Source organism: Halomonas sp. THAF12, assembly GCF_009363675.1.
GTDB lineage: Bacteria > Pseudomonadota > Gammaproteobacteria > Pseudomonadales > Halomonadaceae > Halomonas > Halomonas smyrnensis.
On sequence record NZ_CP045399.1, the window covers coordinates 1,687,826 to 1,705,785 of the forward strand.

Annotated in this window: 14 protein-coding genes; 7 read left to right on the plus strand and 7 right to left on the minus strand. The window is 69.3% G+C overall.

Features of this window, described 5'->3' with window-relative positions:
* The first annotated feature begins 167 nt into the window (after positions 1-167).
* From ppsA to FIU88_RS07740, 3 genes are all read left to right on the plus strand, one after another.
* The gene (gene ppsA, locus FIU88_RS07730) at positions 168-2,540 is read left to right on the plus strand and encodes a phosphoenolpyruvate synthase (RefSeq protein ID WP_016854708.1); all 2,373 of its coding nucleotides are present in this window, start codon (positions 168-170) and stop codon (positions 2,538-2,540) included.
* Between the two features lie 142 nt (positions 2,541-2,682).
* Entirely contained in the window at positions 2,683-3,243 is a 561-nt protein-coding gene (locus tag FIU88_RS07735) for an anti-virulence regulator CigR family protein (protein ID WP_172977675.1), read from the plus strand.
* Positions 3,244-3,526: 283 nt separating this feature from the next.
* Entirely contained in the window at positions 3,527-4,060 is a 534-nt protein-coding gene (locus FIU88_RS07740) for a hypothetical protein (protein WP_152478779.1), read from the plus strand.
* A gap of 4 nt (positions 4,061-4,064) precedes the next feature.
* On the opposite strand, the gene FIU88_RS07745 is transcribed toward FIU88_RS07740, so the two are convergent.
* The 3 genes from FIU88_RS07745 to acnB all read right to left on the minus strand — a co-directional run bounded on the left by FIU88_RS07745 (position 4,065) and on the right by acnB (position 9,293).
* Entirely contained in the window at positions 4,065-5,957 is a 1,893-nt protein-coding gene (locus FIU88_RS07745; protein WP_152478780.1) for a glycerophosphodiester phosphodiesterase family protein, read from the minus strand.
* A gap of 51 nt (positions 5,958-6,008) precedes the next feature.
* Positions 6,009-6,494, minus strand: a complete 486-nt coding sequence (gene rraA, locus FIU88_RS07750; RefSeq protein WP_152478781.1) for a ribonuclease E activity regulator RraA — start codon at positions 6,492-6,494, stop codon at positions 6,009-6,011.
* Between the two features lie 195 nt (positions 6,495-6,689).
* The gene (gene acnB, locus FIU88_RS07755; RefSeq protein ID WP_016854714.1) at positions 6,690-9,293 is read right to left on the minus strand and encodes a bifunctional aconitate hydratase 2/2-methylisocitrate dehydratase; all 2,604 of its coding nucleotides are present in this window, start codon (positions 9,291-9,293) and stop codon (positions 6,690-6,692) included.
* 332 nt (positions 9,294-9,625) lie between these two features.
* Between acnB and FIU88_RS07760 the strand changes: the two genes are divergently transcribed.
* The 3 genes from FIU88_RS07760 to FIU88_RS07770 are packed head-to-tail and all read left to right on the plus strand — an operon-like array spanning position 9,626 to position 14,661.
* Positions 9,626-10,060: a DUF1289 domain-containing protein gene (locus tag FIU88_RS07760; protein ID WP_152478782.1), complete on the plus strand. Its 435-nt coding sequence runs from the start codon at positions 9,626-9,628 to the stop codon at positions 10,058-10,060.
* A gap of 31 nt (positions 10,061-10,091) precedes the next feature.
* On the plus strand, positions 10,092-10,727 hold the full coding sequence (locus FIU88_RS07765; protein WP_152478783.1) for a tRNA-(ms[2]io[6]A)-hydroxylase: 636 nt from the start codon (positions 10,092-10,094) through the stop codon (positions 10,725-10,727).
* A 34-nt stretch (positions 10,728-10,761) separates the two neighbouring features.
* Entirely contained in the window at positions 10,762-14,661 is a 3,900-nt protein-coding gene (locus FIU88_RS07770; RefSeq protein WP_152478784.1) for an AAA family ATPase, read from the plus strand.
* A gap of 132 nt (positions 14,662-14,793) precedes the next feature.
* Here the strand turns inward: FIU88_RS07770 and FIU88_RS07775 are convergent, their stop codons facing one another.
* The 4 genes from FIU88_RS07775 to queC are packed head-to-tail and all read right to left on the minus strand — an operon-like array spanning position 14,794 to position 17,315.
* Positions 14,794-15,060: a YkgJ family cysteine cluster protein gene (locus tag FIU88_RS07775; protein ID WP_152480169.1), complete on the minus strand. Its 267-nt coding sequence runs from the start codon at positions 15,058-15,060 to the stop codon at positions 14,794-14,796.
* Positions 15,061-15,074: 14 nt separating this feature from the next.
* Positions 15,075-15,920 (minus strand): 6-carboxytetrahydropterin synthase, encoded by an 846-nt coding sequence (locus FIU88_RS07780; RefSeq protein WP_152478785.1) that lies wholly within the window; start codon positions 15,918-15,920, stop codon positions 15,075-15,077.
* The gene (gene queE, locus FIU88_RS07785; protein WP_152478786.1) at positions 15,920-16,561 is read right to left on the minus strand and encodes a 7-carboxy-7-deazaguanine synthase; all 642 of its coding nucleotides are present in this window, start codon (positions 16,559-16,561) and stop codon (positions 15,920-15,922) included. Before queE ends, FIU88_RS07780 begins: the two co-directional genes overlap by 1 nt.
* Positions 16,554-17,315 carry a 7-cyano-7-deazaguanine synthase QueC gene (gene queC, locus FIU88_RS07790; protein ID WP_152478787.1) on the minus strand — a complete coding sequence of 254 codons (762 nt, stop codon included), beginning with the start codon at positions 17,313-17,315 and terminating at the stop codon, positions 16,554-16,556. The genes queE and queC overlap by 8 nt, the downstream gene beginning before the upstream one ends.
* Positions 17,316-17,505: 190 nt before the next feature.
* Between queC and FIU88_RS07795 the strand changes: the two genes are divergently transcribed.
* The gene (locus FIU88_RS07795) at positions 17,506-17,916 is read left to right on the plus strand and encodes an SRPBCC family protein (RefSeq protein WP_016854722.1); all 411 of its coding nucleotides are present in this window, start codon (positions 17,506-17,508) and stop codon (positions 17,914-17,916) included.
* Positions 17,917-17,960 lie beyond the last annotated feature (44 nt).

Genomic DNA, 17,960 nt, shown 5'->3' on the forward strand with positions numbered 1-17,960 from the left:
GACTACAGGAAATGCCCGGATCGGCGAATTGTTGTAAAAAACCTTCAGTGACTTAGCTGTTAGACCAATGGCGAATATGGAAGGCCGTTGATAGAGTCGTTCGCATCCACTCATGAAGGTGCGTCAGGCACTTTCCGGTGTCGGTTTCCAATCCTAAGGGGGGTTTCGTGGACGATTACATTCAGTGGTTCGAGAAGCTGGGCATGAACGACGTCGAGCGCGTCGGCGGCAAGAACGCCTCGCTCGGCGAGATGATCTCCAACCTGGCCGAGGCCGGTGTCACCGTGCCCGGCGGCTTCGCCACCACCGCCCACGCCTACCGCGAGTTCCTGTCCCACGAAGGCCTCAACGAGCGCATCAACGAGGCGCTGTCCACGCTGGACGTCGATGACGTCGCCGAGCTGGCCCGCGTCGGCGCCCAGATCCGCCAGTGGGTGATCGACACCCCGCTGCCGCCGACCTTCGAGGCCGCCCTGCGCGAGAGCTACGAGAAGCTCGCCGCCATGCACCCGAACCTCAAGGTCGCGGTTCGCAGCTCCGCCACCGCCGAGGACCTGCCGGACGCGTCCTTCGCCGGCCAGCAGGAGACCTTCCTCAACATCGAAGGCTTCGACAACATCAAGCGGGCCGTGCACGAGGTGTTCGCCTCGCTGTTCAACGACCGCGCCATCTCCTACCGCGTGCACCGCGGCTACGCCCACGAGAACGTGGCGCTGTCCGCCGGCATCCAGAAGATGGTGCGCTCCGAGACCGGCGCCTCCGGCGTGATGTTCACCCTGGACACCGAGTCCGGCTACCGCGATGCGGTCTTCGTCACCGCCTCCTGGGGCCTGGGCGAGACCGTGGTGCAGGGGGCGGTGAACCCCGACGAGTTCTACGTCCACAAGTCGACCCTGGCCGCCGGCCGCCCGGCCGTGCTGCGTCGCAACCTGGGCTCCAAGCTGATCAAGATGGTCTATACCGAGGATGCCAGCGCCGGCAAGTCGGTCGAGACCGTGGACGTTCCGCTGGCCGACCGCGCGCGCTTCTGCGTCGACGACGAACAGGTCATGGCCCTGGCCCGCCAGGCGGTGATCATCGAGCAGCACTACGGCCGCCCGATGGACATCGAGTGGGCGATGGACGGCGACGACGGCAAGCTCTACATCGTCCAGGCGCGTCCCGAGACCGTGGTCTCCCAGCAGGAGGGCGGCAAGCTCGAGCGCTTCCAGCTCAAGGAAAAGGGCCGCACCCTGGTGACCGGCCGGGCCATCGGCCAGCGCATCGGCAGCGGCGCGGTCAAGGTCGTCGAGACGCCCGAGGACATGGACAAGATCCATGCCGGCGACGTGCTGGTCACCGACATGACCGACCCCGACTGGGAGCCGGTGATGAAGCGGGCCTCCGCCATCGTCACCAATCGTGGCGGTCGTACCTGCCACGCGGCGATCATCGCCCGTGAGCTGGGCATCCCGGCCGTGGTCGGCTGCGGCGACGCCACCGAGGTGCTGGAAGACGGCCGCGATGTCACCGTGTCCTGCGCCGAGGGCGATACCGGCCACGTCTACGACGGCCTGCTGGCCTTCGATCGCAACGTCACCAGCGTCGATGCGATGCCGGAAATCCCGTTCAAGATCATGATGAACGTCGGCAACCCGGACCGCGCCTTCAGCTTCGCCAGCCTGCCCAACGCCGGCGTCGGCCTGGCGCGCCTGGAGTTCATCATCAACCGCATGATCGGCGTGCACCCCAAGGCACTGCTCGACTACGAGACCCTGTCGCCGGATCTGCAGCAGACCATCGACGTGCGCACCGCCGGCTACGACGATCCGGTCAGCTTCTACGTCGACAAGCTGGTCGAAGGCATCTCCACCCTGGCGGCATCCTTCTACCCGCAGCGGGTCATCGTGCGCCTGTCGGACTTCAAGTCCAACGAGTACGAGAACCTGATTGGCGGCAAGCTCTACGAGCCGGGCGAAGAGAACCCGATGCTGGGCTTCCGCGGTGCCTCGCGCTACCTCTCCGAGGACTTCCAGGCCTGCTTCGAGCTGGAGTGCCGGGCGATCAAGCGCGTGCGCGACGAGATGGGCCTCGACAATGTCGAGATCATGGTCCCCTTCGTGCGCACCACCGAGGAAGCGAGTGGCGTCATCGACCTGCTGGCCGCCAACGGCCTGAAGCGTGGCGACAACGGCCTCAAGGTCATCATGATGTGCGAGCTGCCGGCCAACGCGCTGCTGGCCGACGAGTTCCTCGAGTACTTCGACGGTTTCTCCATCGGCTCCAACGACCTGACCCAGCTGACCCTGGGCCTCGACCGCGACTCCGGCATCGTCGCCGGGCTGTTCGAGGAGCGTAACCCGGCGGTCAAGAAGCTGCTGTCCATGGCCATCCAGGCCTGCAAGGCCCAGGGTAAGTACGTGGGCATCTGTGGCCAGGGCCCGTCCGACCACCCGGACCTCGCCAAGTGGCTGATGGAGCAGGGCATCGACTCCGTGTCCCTGAACCCGGACGCGGTACTGGAGACCTGGTTCATGCTGGCCGGCGAAACGCTGGGCTGATCGTCCCGCGATCGCGACCGTGAGTGACACGACACCCGGGCCTCGGCCCGGGTGTCGTCGTTTCTGCACACCCTTTGCACGCTTGGCCGGGCGAGAGGGGGTAGACTGCGGCCATCCTTCAGACAACAGGAGAATGCCCGTCATGCCCTCACAGACGCGTCGATTCCATTGCCTGGCCTCGGCCGGCGCCCTGATCCTCGGCCTCGTGGCGCTGCCGGCGCTGGCCGATCCCGACAACGGTAACGGGCCGCCGGAGCATGCCAGGAAGGGGCAGGGCGGCCAGGGGCAGTCCGAGCGACTGCGCGATGACGCCCACGGTCGCGAGCGTACGGTGCGCCGCGAGGAACGCCAAGAAGAGCGTTCTGGCGAGCGTCACGAGGAGCGCGGCTCCGATGGTCGGGATCGCGAGCGTGATGGCCGCGACGGCCCCCGCCTCGAGGAAACGCAGATCCGCGATATCTTCCACGGCCATCGCGACCGCTATGCCTATCAGGACCGCGCCTCGATTCCCCCCGGCGTGCGCCAGAACCTGGCCCGCGGCAAGCCCATGCCCGCGGGCATCGCCAAGCGGTTCGATGCCGACATCCGTCGCGACCTGCCGCACTATGACGGCTATCAATGGCGCCGCGTCGGTACCGATGCCGTGCTGGTCGACATCACCAACGACATCATCCATGACGTGATCCGTGACGTGCTCGACTGATTCGGAGCGGGTCGCCTTCCTGGGGATCCCCCCTGCTGTCGTCGACGACGATGGAGACGGACCATGGTGGATCCTTTGAGGTGGAGGTGGAGGCGGTGTTCCGATGCCGCCCGAGCGAGCCCTTCGACTTCGCCCTGACCGGCAGCACGGCGCGGTGCAGGAGGTGGGCGGCCTGTCGCGGGCCATGATACCGGTCATCGTGGCCCCCTGAGCGGTCCTGGTTTCCCACAGGAGGCGCGGCTTTTGGCATCATGGGCGGTTGATTGTCTCGAGGAGCCGCCCGATGGCGTATTTTCTGGTAATGGGCGGGCTGGCCCTGACCGTATGTGTCACCTTCGGGTGGGCCGTCTGGCGGATGCTGCGCTGGGCCTGCGCGCGTCTGAGGCGCAGCACCCCGTCCAGGGGAAGGAAGAAGACGGCCGCCAGGGCGTCGAAGGGTCGACGGGGGGCGGCCAAGTCAACGTCCAGGGCGTCGAGCAAGGCACCGTCCAGGGAAACGGAGAAGGCGCCATCGCGCCGCGATGCCGCCGCCGCGGGCAAGGATGCCGCGCGCCGCGACAAGAAGGCGGAGCCGTCGCCTCCCTGGCGGCTGACCATGGCGCTGGCGCCGCTGCAAGGCGCCTGGCCGCTGGCCGTGCTGCTCGGCGTCCTGTACGGCGGCGGACGGCTGATCGACCATGGCATGGTGGCCCGGCCCCAGCACGCCCCCGACGCCTTTCGACAGCTGGTGGAGGCCGTGGGCTGGGGCGCGATGGCGTTGGTCGGTGTGGCGCTGGTCGGCCTGTTGGCAAGCTGGCGCTGCCGGCGTCATGCCTAGCAGATCAGTCGCGCAGCCAGTGACGCAGCTTCAGCAGCAACAGGGCACCGTCGCCCAGCGACCGCCGCTCGGCCAGCAGTCGGCGCAGTGAGGCCGGGCGGTCGGTGATGATGCCGTCCACCCCGAGGTCGATCAGCCGCGACATGCGGGTCGGGTCGTTGACGGTCCAGGCCATCAGGGCATAGCCGTGGTGCTGGGCGAGCCGTACCTCGCGCTCGTCGATGCGGTTATGGCGCAGCGCCAGGACATCGTAGCCATGCCGAGGCAGGGCGCCCCGCAGCGTCAGCTGGGCCAGCAGCATGCGGCGCACCCCGGGGGCCCGTCGAGCGACCTCGTCGAGCAGCTCATAGGACTGAGCGGCCAGCCATATTCCCGAGCTCAGATCGGGGGCGCCGCAGGCCGCGCGGCCGACACCGTCCGACGCGCGGTCGCGACAGTCTCGCCGTGCCCGGGCCTCGGCCTCCAGTAGCGTCACGACCCGGTCCACGAGCCGCCGGCCATGGCCCGGGTCCGGCTTGAGCTCTATCACCAGCCCGGCTCGCCCCCTGACCTTCACCAGGGCCTCCTTGAGGTCGGGAATCCGGGTGCCCACGAAGGGATCGCCGAACCAGCTGCCCACGTCCACGCCGTCGAGGACGTCGTGCTCGAGGTCGGCGATGCGTCGATCATCGCCGGCCAGGCGGGACAGGGTGGTGTCGTGGTAGAGCACGACCTCGTCCTCGGCGGTGAGCCTGGCATCGACCTCGATCAGATCGGCGCCGTCATGGATGGCCTGTTCGATGGCCGGTAGGGTGTTCTCCGGGGCGACCATCGAGCTGCCGCGGTGGGCGATGTTGTCGACCTCCTCGCGGATCGTGCTGCCCTGCACGACCCACCAGGCCTGGGCGATGGCGAAGGCGAGAACGCCCAGCTCCACGCCCCAGGCCAGGCGCCCGGGGTGTGCCGACGGCGGCGCCGGCGGCCGGGGCTCACGGTGTGCCAGGCGCAGGTAGAGGCAGCTTCCCAGCAAGGCGTTGGCGGCGATGCCGACGAAGACCGCGGCCAGGGTCACCAGGCCGTAGGCGGTGACATAGCCGAGCATGGCGGGCAGCAGGATCTCGCGACGCTCGGGCAGATGACCCAGCAGCGGGGTGAAGAGGGCGTCGAAGAGGGCCCCGACGCCGAGCGGCAGCGCCAGGATCGTCGCCAGCAGCACCAGGATCGATGCCGCGATGCCGCGGCGGCAGCCGTGGGTCAGGCGCGCGCTGCGCTTCAGGGCGTGGAGCGGGCCGAGGCCCTCCAGGATCAGCGCCGGCAGGGCCAGATGCCAGCGGGTGTAGAGCGCGGCGGCCAGGGCGCCCCAGCCCAGTATCACCGGGGCGATCGTGGCGAGGAAGGCCCACAGGGCCGGGGGGCGCACCTGCTGGACATAGTAGGGGTCGAGGTCGCCAAGCAGGCGGCCGTGCAGCGTCACCACGATGCCGGCCGCGGGCAGCATCAGCAGCAGCTGCGTGCCGACCTGGAGCAGCGCCAGGCCGGACAGCGCAGGCAGCCGGCGCAGGCTGTGCCAGAGTGCCTCGGCGGCCAGGCGAAGATGGTTGTCACGGGGACGCACCGCGACCAGGGTCATGCCGGCCTGCTGCAGGTAGAGGATCAGGAAGGTGACGGCCAGCGTGGCCAGCAGCCAGGCCATCCCGCCCGGTGTCCACAGCGCCTCGAGCAGGGCCTGGAGAGTGATCAGCGGGCGGTCGAGACGCCCCAGCATGCTGGCCAGGCCCCAGCCCGCCGCCGGCAGCAGCAGGCTCGAGGCGAGCAGGGTGAAGAAGGCGTGAAAGGCGATCAGCGGGCGCAGATGGTGCTTGAGGCTGCGCAGGACGTCGCCGCTCAGGCGAGGCGTGGTCGGCATCTTGTGGGGCATGCCCTCAGCCTGCCAGCCGAGTCCCTCGCGCGGCAAGCCGCTGGCGGGGGATCAGTCCAGTGCGAGGCGGTCATCGGCGATCAGGATGCCGTTGTTGTCGGCGTAGAGCCACTGGCCGGGTTCGATGGTCGCACCGCCGAAGCTGACCGGCACGTCGCGCTGGCCCTCGCCGTGCTTCTCGCTCTTGCGCGGGTGGGCGGCCAGGGCCTGGATGCCGAGTTCGGTCTCGGCCAGCTCGTCCACGTCGCGCACGCAGCCGTACATCACCACGCCCGCCCAGCCGTTGCCGGCGGCCTGTTCGGCCAGTCGGTCGCCGAGCATGGCGCAGCGGGTCGAGCCGCCGGCATCGACCACCAGCACGGCGCCGTCGCCGGGCTCGTTGACGGCCTGGCGCACCAGCGAGTTGTCCTCGAAGCACTTGACGGTTCGCACCGGGCCGAAGAAGGTCTCATGGCCGCCGAAGTTGACGAACATGGGCTCCAGCACGGCCACTTCGGGATAGGAATCGCACAGATCGGGGGTGACGATGGCAGGCATGACGGGGTGTCTCCTCGGTCGATGAACCCATCGATGATGCCACAGCCAGACGATGAGGAAAGTCCCCCCTTGGGGGGTGGCAGGACGGACGGGGCAACAAAAAAGCGCCCCGCACGGGGCGGGGCGCTTCGGTCGTCGACGGCCCGCCTTACGGCGGGCCCGCGATGTTGCGAGCATCGGTGACGATGGCGGTGATCAGGCTTCCTGGCTCACCGGGATCACGTTCGAGGCGGCGTTCTGGAACTCCTCGATCTCGTGGAAGTTCATGTAACGATAGATCTCGCCGGCCATGGCGTCGAACTCGCTCATGTAGCGGCGATATTCGCTGACGCTCGGCAGGCGACCCTCGACCGCGGCCACGGCGGCGAGCTCGGCGGACGCCAGGAAGACGTCGGCGCCGTCACCCAGGCGGTTGGGGAAGTTGCGCGTGGAGGTGGAGACCACGGTGCTCTTGGCGGCGACGCGGGCCTGGTTGCCCATGCACAGCGAGCAGCCCGGCATTTCCATGCGTGCGCCGGCGCGGCCGTAGATGCCGTAGTAGCCTTCGGCGGTCAGCTGGTGCTGGTCCATCTTGGTCGGCGGCGCCAGCCACAGCTTGGTCTTCAGGCTGCCCGCGGGCTGCTTCTCGAGCAGCTTGCCGGCGGCACGGAAGTGGCCGATGTTGGTCATGCACGAGCCGATGAACACCTCGTCGATGTCCTGGCCGGCGACGTCGGACAGCAGGCGGGCGTCGTCCGGGTCGTTCGGGGCGCACAGCACCGGCTGGTCGAGCTGGTCGAGATCGATCTCGATGACCTCGGCATACTCGGCGTCCTTGTCGGCGCGCATCAGGCTCGGGTTCTCGAGCCACTCTTCCATGCCCTGGATGCGGCGCTCGATGGTACGGGCATCGCCGTAGCCGTTGGCGATCATCCACTTGAGCAGGGTGATGTTGGACTTCAGGTACTCGCTGACGCTGTCCTCGGAGAGGGTGATGGTGCAGCCGGCGGCGGAGCGCTCGGCGGAGGCGTCGGAGAGTTCGAAGGCCTGCTCGACGGTGAGGTCCTCGAGGCCTTCGATTTCCAGCACGCGGCCGGAGAAGGCGTTCTTCTTGCCGGACTTCTCGACGGTCAGCAGCCCCTGCTGGATGGCGTAGTAGGGGATGGCGTGGACCAGGTCACGCAGGGTGACGCCGGGCTGACGCTGACCCTTGAAGCGCACCAGCACGGATTCCGGCATGTCCAGCGGCATCACGCCGGTGGCGGCGGCGAAGGCCACCAGGCCGGAGCCCGCCGGGAAGGAGATGCCCATCGGGAAGCGGGTGTGGGAGTCGCCGCCGGTGCCCACGGTGTCGGGCAGCAGCATGCGGTTCAGCCAGCTGTGGATGATGCCGTCGCCCGGACGCAGCGAGACGCCGCCGCGGTTCATGATGAAGTCGGGCAGGGTGTGGTGGGTCTCCACGTCGACCGGCTTCGGATAGGCGCTGGTGTGGCAGAAGGACTGCATCACCAGGTCGGCCTGGAAGCCGAGGCAGGCGAGGTCCTTGAGCTCGTCGCGGGTCATCGGACCGGTGGTGTCCTGGGAACCCACGGTGGTCATCTTCGGCTCGCAGTACATGCCCGGGCGCACGCCTTCCATGCCGCAGGCCTTGCCGACCATCTTCTGGGCCAGGGTGAAGCCCTTGCCTGTGTCGGCCGGCTGTTCGGACAGGCGGAAGACGTCGGACGGGGCCAGGCCCAGGGACTCGCGGGCCTTGGCGGTCAGGCCGCGGCCGATGATCAGCGGGATACGACCGCCGGCGCGGGCCTCGTCGAGCAGCAGCTGGGTCTTGAGCTCGAAGGTGGTCAGCACTTCGTCGGTGCCGTGCTTGCAGACCTTGCCTTCATACGGGTAGACGTCGATGACGTCGCCCATCTCGAGCTTCTCAACGTCCATCTCGATCGGCAGGGCGCCGGAATCTTCCATGGTGTTGAAGAAGATCGGGGCGATCTTGCCGCCGAAGCAGAAGCCGCCGGCGCGCTTGTTCGGCACGTTGGGAATGTCGTCGCCGAAGAACCACAGCACGGAGTTGGTGGCGGACTTGCGCGAGGAGCCGGTGCCGACCACGTCGCCGACGTAGACGACCTGGTGCCCCTTGGCCTTCACTTCCTCGATCTGCTTGAGCGGACCGGTGACGCCCGGTTCTTCCGGCTCGATGCCGTCGCGCGGGTTCTTGAGCATGGCGTTGGCATGCAGCGGGATGTCCGGGCGCGACCAGGCATCCGGGGCGGGGGAGAGGTCGTCGGTGTTGGTCTCGCCGGGCACCTTGAACACGGTCAGGGTGATCTTGTCGGCGAGTGCCGGCTTGGAGAGGAACCACTCGGCCTCGGCCCAGGACTCGATGATCTCCTTGGCCACGGCGTTACCGGCCTTGGCGCGCTCTTCCACGTCGTGGAAGGCGTCGAACATCAGCAGGGTGTGCTTGAGCTGCTCGCCCACTTCCTTGGCCAGCGAGTCGTCGTCCAGCAGCTCGACCAGCGAGGCGATGTTGTAGCCGCCCTGCATGGTGCCCAGCAGCTTGACGGCGTGGACGCGGTCGATCAGCGGAGACTCGGCCTCGCCTCGGGCGATGGCGGTCAGGAAGCCGGCCTTGACGTAGGCGGCCTCGTCGACGCCCGGCGGCACGCGGTTGGTCAGCAGGTCGAGGATGGCCTCTTCCTCGCCGGCGGGCGGATTCTTCAGCAGTTCGACCAGGGCAGCCGTCTGCTCGGCGTTCAGCGGCTTCGGCGGAACGCCCGCCTGGGCGCGCTCCTCGACATGTTGGCGATAGGCTTCAAGCACGTGGTGGCCCTCATTGGTTGGTAGTGGCCGAGCGTCCTGCGGCGGCGATGATGCCGCAACGAGCCGCTTGGCACGACGCACAGTCGCCAGCCGGAGGTGACCGATCGTGGCGGGAATCCCGGGATTCGTCGCCGATCGGCGTGACGCCTGGCTGGCTCCTGGCACGGTCAACGGTGGCGGTATTCTAGGAGAAACTGTCGACAATGTTAAGAATCCCGGCCATGACGGGCTTCGAACTTTGGTCTCTGGTCGTGTTCGAGGCCCGGCGGGGTGCCAGTGTGCGGTCGTCGCGTTACCATGGTGCGACTTTCATCAACGGAGAGGAGTGGCCGATGGCGGGGCGTATCGCCTCCCCCTGTGTGGGCCTGTGTTCGACGACGGTGGGCGATCGCGTCTGCCGCGGCTGTCAGCGCATCGACGACGAGATCCGCGACTGGCCGGCCCTGGACGGCGAGGCGCGTGAGCGGCGCATGACCGAGCTGGACGCCCTGCGCGTCGAGGTGGCCGGCCGTCACCTGAGCGTGGTGGACGCCGCGGCCCTGGAGGCCCAGCTGGTGCGCCACCGGATTCGCTTTCGCGCCGATCAGCCGTCGCTGTCCCGGGCGGTGGAGCTGTTGCGGGTCGGCCGCGACCGTATCCGCGACCTGTCGCGCTATGGCCTGGCGCCCGTCGAGCCGCTCGACGCCGCGACCCTGCATGCCCGCCTCGCCGCCGACCTGCTGGACGCCGCCGAGGCGCGCCGCGAGGCCCGGGCCTCGCTCTCCTGATTTCCCAGACCATGTACCGCCGGACTCTTCGATGACCGCCATTGCCGATGCCCCTGCCCCCGTCGACCTGCTGCCCGAGGGGCTGCTCGCGTTTCTCCACTGCCCGACGCCCGATGCCTGGGTCGACTGGGCCCTCGATAACCCCGAGCTGCTGCTGATCGACCACGCCCAGTGCGAGAAGAAGGCCGCCTCCACGGCCATGAGCCTGCTCTATCGCTATGTCGACCAGCCGCTGCTGCTGACCAAGATGTGTCAGCTGGCCCGCGAGGAGCTGCTGCACTTCGAGCAGGTGGTCACGCTGATGGAGCAGCGGGGCATCGTCTATCGCCACCTGTCGGCCTCGCGCTACGCCGAGGGGCTGCGCCGGCACGTGCGCGGCGAAGAGCCGCAGCGGCTGGTCGATATCCTGATCGTGGGGGCGCTGATCGAGGCGCGCAGCTGCGAGCGTTTCGCCCGTTTGATCCCCCAGCTTGACGATGAGCTTGCAAAGTTCTATCGCAGTCTGGTTAAGTCGGAAGGGCGTCATTATGAGGATTACCTGATGCTGGCACGCCGGGCCGCCCCGGAGGCCATCGACGATCGCATCGCCTTCCTCGCCGCGCGAGAAGCCGAGCTGATCACCATGCCGGATACGGCATTTCGTTTTCACAGCGGTGTTCCCGCCTGACGTTCGGGGCGCCGCCCAGCAGGGCCTAATAATCATGCGGGATGCTTCCGACGCCGTAACCCGTGAAGAACAAGATCGCCTGGCGTTATTCGGTCATTTTTCGCTGACCCTGGGCGACGATGCGCTGACCCATTTCAGTTACGACAAGGTCAAGGCGCTGCTGGTCTACCTGCTGCTTCACGAGCAGCCGGTCAACCGCGCGACCCTCGCCGAACTGCTGTGGCCCGACCAGGGCCTCTCCTCGGGGCGGACCAATCTGCGTCACGCCCTGCACTGCCTGCGTCAGTCGCTGGGCGAGCAGGCCGAGGAGGTGCTCTCGGTATCCCGCCAGACCATCGCCTTCGAGCTCCCCGAGGCGTGGCAGTTCGATCTCCACGAGTTGCAGTCGATGCTCGAGGCGCCCGCCGAGGTGGCGACCCTGGAAGAGATCCTGGAGTGCTACCAGGGCGACCTGGTCGAGGAGCTGCAGCTCGCCACCTGCGCCGAGTTCCAGCGCTGGCTGGTCCAGGTGCGCAACGAGTGGCGTCAGCGGGTGATCCGCTATGCCGAGTCGGTGCTCGAGCAGGCGGAGCCGCTGCCCGACGCGCTGCTGGAGACCCTGGTCAGCCGCTTCTCCGGCTACGGCCCCTTCCACGAGCGGCTGGTTCGCCAGCTCGCCGAGCAGGGTCAGCTGGCCGCCGCCCATGAGCAGTACAACGCCTACCTGCAGCTGCTGGCGCTGACCGGCCAGCAGCCGGACCCCGCCTTCCTGCAGCTGGCACGCTACTGGTCCGATGGCGCCGGCGACGAGTCGGTCGGCCCCGGTGCCGGCTTCTCGCGCACCCTGGCCGCGGACAGCGTGCCGCTGCGCGACGACGAGATCGAGATGCGCCAGCTGTCGGTCATGGCGATCCGCCTGGACCTGCACGCCGATCTCTCCACCCGTGGCGAGACCCGGGCCAGTCTGACCCTGCAGTCGGAGCTGATGCGCTGGCTCGAGCAGCAGTGTCATCATCTGGGCGGCTTCTGGCTGCCCGGCGCCGCCGGTGGCATCGGCCTGGCCTGCTTCGGCACCCACGGGCCGGCCCACCAGCTCGCCGAGCTGGTGGCGCTCTACGAACACTGTCAGCGCGCACTCGCCGACGAGTGCGCCCGCCACTGGAGCGGCGAAGGCGAGCCGCCGGGCATCTGCCTGGCCGCCGGTCTCAACAGCGGCCAGGTGGTCTATCTGCCGGAGCGCCACCTGGTCGATCCGCTGGGCGAGGTCACCCGGGGCGCGCTGGAACTGATGGCCGCCTCCCAGGGCAGCGAGCTGGTGATCTCCCAGGAGGCCAGCCAGCACATGCCGCCGGCGCTCGACCTGCAGCCACGGCTCTCGTCACGGCTGGTGGCCAGCGACGGTCGCGTGTGGCTGCGAGCGCTGGTGCTCGGCGCGAATGAAGGCGGCCGCGAGGCCATGCCGCCGAGCCTGATCGGCCGCGAAGGGGCGCTGCGCACGCTGCGTGACGCCCTGGCCCGGGCCGGCATCGGGCTGCGTCAGAGCGTGCTGGTGCGCGGCCCCTCGGGGCTCGGCAAGTCGGCGCTGCTGGTCGGCTTCCGCCACCTCGAGCAGAGCCGCGAGGCGGCGATCTGCTGGCAGCCCACCACCCGGCTGTCGATCCAGGAACCCTACGGCGTGGCCCGACAGCTGCTGCACTGGCACTTCGGCGACGCGTTCGATGCCGAGGCGCTGACCTCGCTGACGCCGGATGACCTCGACGACGAGCCTCGGCTGCTGCTGGAAGAGGCGCTGGGCGTCTGCCCTCCCCGCGAGGTGGCCCTGCTCACCCAGAGCGGCGAGGCCGTGGAGCTGGTGGTCGGCGTGCTGCAGCGGCTGATCGAGCAGCTCACCGAGACCCGCACCCTGGTGCTGATGGTCGACGACCTGCAATGGCTCGACGAGCCCTCCTTCAAGGTGCTGGGCGGCCTGCAGGCACGCCTGCCGATCACCTGCCCCTTCCTGATGGTGGCCAGCCACCATGGCCGCGAGGCGCTGCCGACCCGGCTCGACTGGGATCAGCAGATCACCCTCGGGCGGCTCGATCCCATGCAGTCGTCGCGTCTGCTCACCCAGCTGGCGCGGCGCTATCGGCTGCAGCTCAGCCCGCGCCTGCGCAGCCAGATCGTCGAGCGCTGCGACGGCGTGCCGCTGTATCTCCAGGAGATCTGCCGCCGCGTCGACATGGACCGTCGCGAAGGGCGTCGCATCGACCTCGACGAGCTGCCCCAGGGCCTGCTCGGCCTGCTGGCCAGCCGCATCGACCAGCTCGACGGCGACCGCGACGTGGCCCACGTGGCGGCGGTGCTGGGACGGCGCTTCCGGCTCGACTTCCTCGCCGAGTGCAGCGACCGCGAGATGCCGAAGCTGGCCGCGGCGCTGGAGCAGATGGTGCGGCTGGAGATCATCGAGCCGGTCGACGAGGCGGAAGAGGGGCGCGAATACCAGTTCACCCACCAGCTGCTGCAGGAGGCGGCCTACCTGTCCTGCCCGCGGGACGTGAGGGTGGCCCTGCACAGTCAGGTCGTGGCGCTGATCGAGGAGCGCTTCCCGGTCTGGATCAGCCGCCACCCCGGCGACTTCGCCACCCATCTGCGGCGCAGCGGGCACCACGCCCGCGGCGCCCGCTACTTCGAGCTGGCGGCCCGCGAGGCGCTCAAGGTCAGCGCCAACCGCACCGCGCTGCGCATGGCCGACTTCGGCCTGGCCAGCCTGCGCCACGTGGAGGGCCAGGAGGAGCGTGAGGTCAGCCTGCACACCGTGCGCGGCCAGGCGGCCTTCGCCCTGGAGGGACACGGTTCGCCCACCGCCCACGAGAGCTTCGTCCGCGCCCGCGAGCTGCTGACTTGCAGTGACGAGGTGCCGGAGGACAGCGAGGACCTGGAGCAGGCGTTTCTGGTCAAGTGGGGGCTGTGGGTCGGCTGCAGCCAGCGCAACGCCCACGCCGATGCCTTCCTGCTGGCCTCGCGGCTGGCGGACCTGGCCTCGCGGCTCGAGGATCCGCGCTACCGGCGCCTGGCCGACTTCGCGCGGGCCAGCTGCGAGTACTGGGCCGGCCGCATCCAGCAGGCCTACGAGCATCTCGAGGAGATCGACCCGCTCAACTCGCCGATGATGATCGAGTGGCTGCCGTTCTCCGACCACCCCCAGGTGGCCGCGACCTGCTTCCAGAGCTGGGCGCTGTGCCTGCGCGGCGACTACCATCGCGCCCAGCAGCAGGTCGAATCGGCGATCCGCCTGGCCGAGCGCATCAATCACCCGGGCAGCCTGGCCATGGCGCTGATGTATGCCGCGGCGCTCTATCGCCAGGTGGGGCACGAGCATCTGGCCTCCCAGCGCGCCGAGCGCGCCTACGAGATCACCGGCACGCCCGACCTGCAGCTGTGGCAGGTCTCGGCGCGGCAGGTGCTGGGCTGGCAGCGGGCGCTGTCCGGCGATCGCGAAGGGCTCAAGCGCATCGAGGCGGCCCAGGAAGAGTTCGTCGAGGTCACCGGGCGCGATCCCTACCAGCGGCCCTCGCTGTGGTGGGTGGATGCCTGCACCTCGCTGGGCGACCTGGCCCGGGCCGAGGACTACCTCGACCAGTGCCTGCTGATCGCCCGCGAGCGCGCCACGCTGTTCGTCGCCGAACTGGCGGTGCATCTGGCCGGGGTGCGTCACCGCCTGGGGCATCCCGCCGAGGAGGTGCGCGCGCTGATCGAGCAGGCCCTCGAGCAGGCCGGCGGCGACGGCAACCTGCACCAGCAGCTCTGCGCCCTGGAGGCCTGGCTGACGAGGGTCGATCCGGAGGACGAGGACGCGCGGATGGCGTTCCGCGGCCTGCTGGGCGAGGTCAGCCACAGCGATGCGCCGGTGCTGGTGCGTTGGCGGACCCTGCTCGACAAGCGGCTGCCGCATACCGCCGACCTGGAAGACTGACGGCGCGCGCGTCCTCGGCGCCATGGGAAATGGCAAGACGCCCGGCGAGGCTCGTGAGACGAGCGTCGCCGGGCGTCTTGCGTCTCGGGAGAGGTGGTGGGGGCGGTGAAGCAGGAGCGCGAGGCGCCGGGCTCAGGTCGCGACTTCCAGCGCGGCGATCCGTTCCAGCGCCTGATCGCGGTGATCGCCGCACAGTTCACGGTCGTAATCGAAACGGGCGCAGACCGCCGGCCGCTCGGGCCGGCCGAACAGCCGGCACAGGTTGTCGTCGTCGAGCTGGGCGCAGCGCTCCCCGGCGGGCTTGCCGTCCGGCATGCCGGGGATCGGCGAGCTGATCGAGGGCGCGATGCAGCAGGCGCCGCAGCCGGGGCGGCAGCCGCCGTCCTGTTCCGCGCTCATGGCTTGGCTGGGGCTCACGCCTCGGCCTCCGCCAGCGCCCCCTTGTCGATGCCCTCGAAGGCCTGGACGCGGGTGGCGCGGCCGGTCTCGCGGGCGATCTCGCCGGCCAGCCAGGCGGCGATATGTTCCACCGTGGTCGGCGTCGGCATCGGGATGCAGCGCTCCCGCGGCAGGGTCAGGGCGAAGCGGCCCTGTTCGGCCGTGTAGCGGGTGGTCAGCCGGCCGGTGAAGGCGGCATCGAGGCCCTCGACCACGTCGGCCTCGTCCACCAGGTAGCGATCCGCGAGGCGATCGGCCCACTCGGCCTCGAGCGCCGGGCGGCGCTCGCCGTCCTGCCATACGTGCAGCCGCGAGCGATGGCCGTGGGCGATGCGCTGGCAGTTGCCGGCGTGGCGCTTGAGGCCGTGGCTGTAGGTGTAGGCGGCGCCGTCGATGGCCTCGTCGGTCAGCGTCAGGCGGATCGCCTCGACCCGGGCCGGCGGCTGGCGGGTCAGCGAGGCCGACAGGTGCTCGGCCAGGCGTTTGGCGGTGATGGCCGGCCAGGGCAGAAGGGCGAAGGCCTGGCGCGGGCCGCGGACCTCGAACGGGTAGGGCGACTCGGCGCGCACGCACAGGCCCTCGGCGCAGTCGTGGACGCTGACGCCGGGCGCCTCGGTGGGCACCAGCAGGGCGTGATCGGGGCCCTGGTCGATGCGCGACTTGATCCACGGCTTGACCTCGCCGAAGTCGAACAGCATGCCGTCCTCGCCGAGCGCGCCGTCGAGTTCGGCGTCGACCCGCCAGCTGGCGCCGATCAGCCCGCGTTCGGGGCACCACAGCGAAGCGTCGAGATGGGTGAGGCGGTTGACGAACAGCGTCATCAGTCGATCCCCGTGATCTTGTGGGTCTGCAGCGAGAGCCGCCACTGGGGATGGCTCAGGCAGTAGGCCACGGTCTCGGCCGTGACATCGCCGCCACCGACCGCCGCGGTGTCCATCGGCTGCAGGAAGAAGTGATGGAAGTCCAGGGCGGTGAAGCGCTCGGGCGGAGCGTCGCTCTGCGGATAGACCAGCTTGAGCTCGTCGCCGGAGGTCTGGGCCAGCTCGGTCTCGCCCTTGGGGCTGACGCACAGCCAGTCGATGCCCGGCGGCGCCGGCAGGGTGCCGTTGGTCTCCACGGCGACGTCGAAGCCGCGTTGGTGCATGGCCTCGATCAGCGCCTCGTCGAGCTGCAGCAGCGGCTCGCCGCCGGTGAAGATCACCTGGGGCGTGGCGGTGCCCGGGGCGTCCGGCCACAGTGCGGTCAGGTGATCGGCCAGCGCCTCGGCATCATGGAAGCGGCCGCCGTGCTGGCCATCGGTGCCGCGAATGTCGGTATCGCAGAAGCGACAGGCCGCGGCGGCGCGGTCGGCCTCGCGCCCGGACCACAGATTGCAGCCGCTGAAGCGGCAGAACACGCTGGCGCGGCCGGCCTGGCCGCCTTCGCCCTGCAGCGAGTAGAAGGCTTCCTTGACGCTATACATGGTCGGTCCCTTCGGCGGCGGCATCGGGCCGTTGTGAAGAGGCGGCGGCATCGGGCCGCTGTGAAGAGGCCTCGTCGCCGATGGTGTCATACGCGAGGGGATCGACGGCGCCGTTGGCGGCGAAGGCCGAAAGCCGTTCGCGGCAGCTGCCGCAGCGGCCGCAGGCCAGTGCCTCGCCGCGGTAGCAGGTCCAGGTCATGGCGTAGTCGAGCCCCATGGCCAGGCCCTCGGCGAGGATCTCGTCCTTGCCGGCGCGCAGGTAGGGCGCGTGCAGGGTCACCGGCTCGAAGTTGGCGATGCCGGCCACGTCGTTCATGGCCTCGACGAACTCCGGGCGGCAGTCCGGGTAGAGCACGTGATCGCCGCCGTGGGCACCGTAGTCGACCCGGTCGGCGCCGATGTTGACCGCCTTGGCGATGGCCAGCGACAGCAGGATCATGTTGCGGTTGGGCACCACGGTGGCCTTGAGGTTGGCCTCGGCGTAGTCGGCGTCGGGCAGTTCCTGGCTTGAGTCGGTGAGCGCCGAGGCGTCGATCAGGCCATGGATCGCGGTGATGTCGACCACCTGGTGGGGCACGCCGAGGTCGCGGCAGACCTCGCGGGCGACCTCGAGCTCGCGGGCATGGCGCTGGCCGTAGTCGAAGGACAGGGCGTGCACCTCGCGGCCCTCGCGCAGGGCGCGATGCAGCACGGTATAGGAGTCCATGCCACCGGAGTAGATCACCACGGTGGCCGGACGGGGAGAATCGGACATGGGGGAACCTTTGGTCGGAGAATTTTCTTTACCGGGGTCCGGTCCGGCGGTCCGGGAGTGTACTTGACCAGCAAGACAGGTGCCAGACGTCGACGAGCCGCCTCGAGCGGAATCGCCGCGGACTGGACATCGGCCGGGCCCTTCGGGGAAGCTGGCACGGCATCGAAGGCCCCCAGCACAAGGAAACGGCATGGCCACCATCGAACATCGCGCCATTCTCGAGGCGCCGCCCGAACGCGTCTTTGCCCTGCTCGAGCGGGTCGAGGACTTCGTCGACTATTCGGACCTGATCGAGCGCATCGAGCCGCTGGGCGAGGGGCGCTACCGCTGGCACGTGCATGCCGTGCGCATGGATTGGACCTTCGAGGTGGAGATCACCGAACACCGCCCGCCGGAGGCGCTGGCCTGGGAGTCGCGCAGCGGCGTCAAGAACCGCGGGCGTTACCGGCTGACGCCGGTGCCCGAGGGCACCGAGGTGGCGCTGACGCTGGACTACGAGATCCAGAGCCGGTTGGTGGAGAAGGCCGTCAAGCGCGCGGTGACGCCGCTGGTCAATCGGGTCAGCCAGCAGATCCTGGATCGCGTCGCGGCCAGATTGTAGCGTGACCCAACGAGAACGCCGCCCACCCGGGCGGCGTTCTCGTT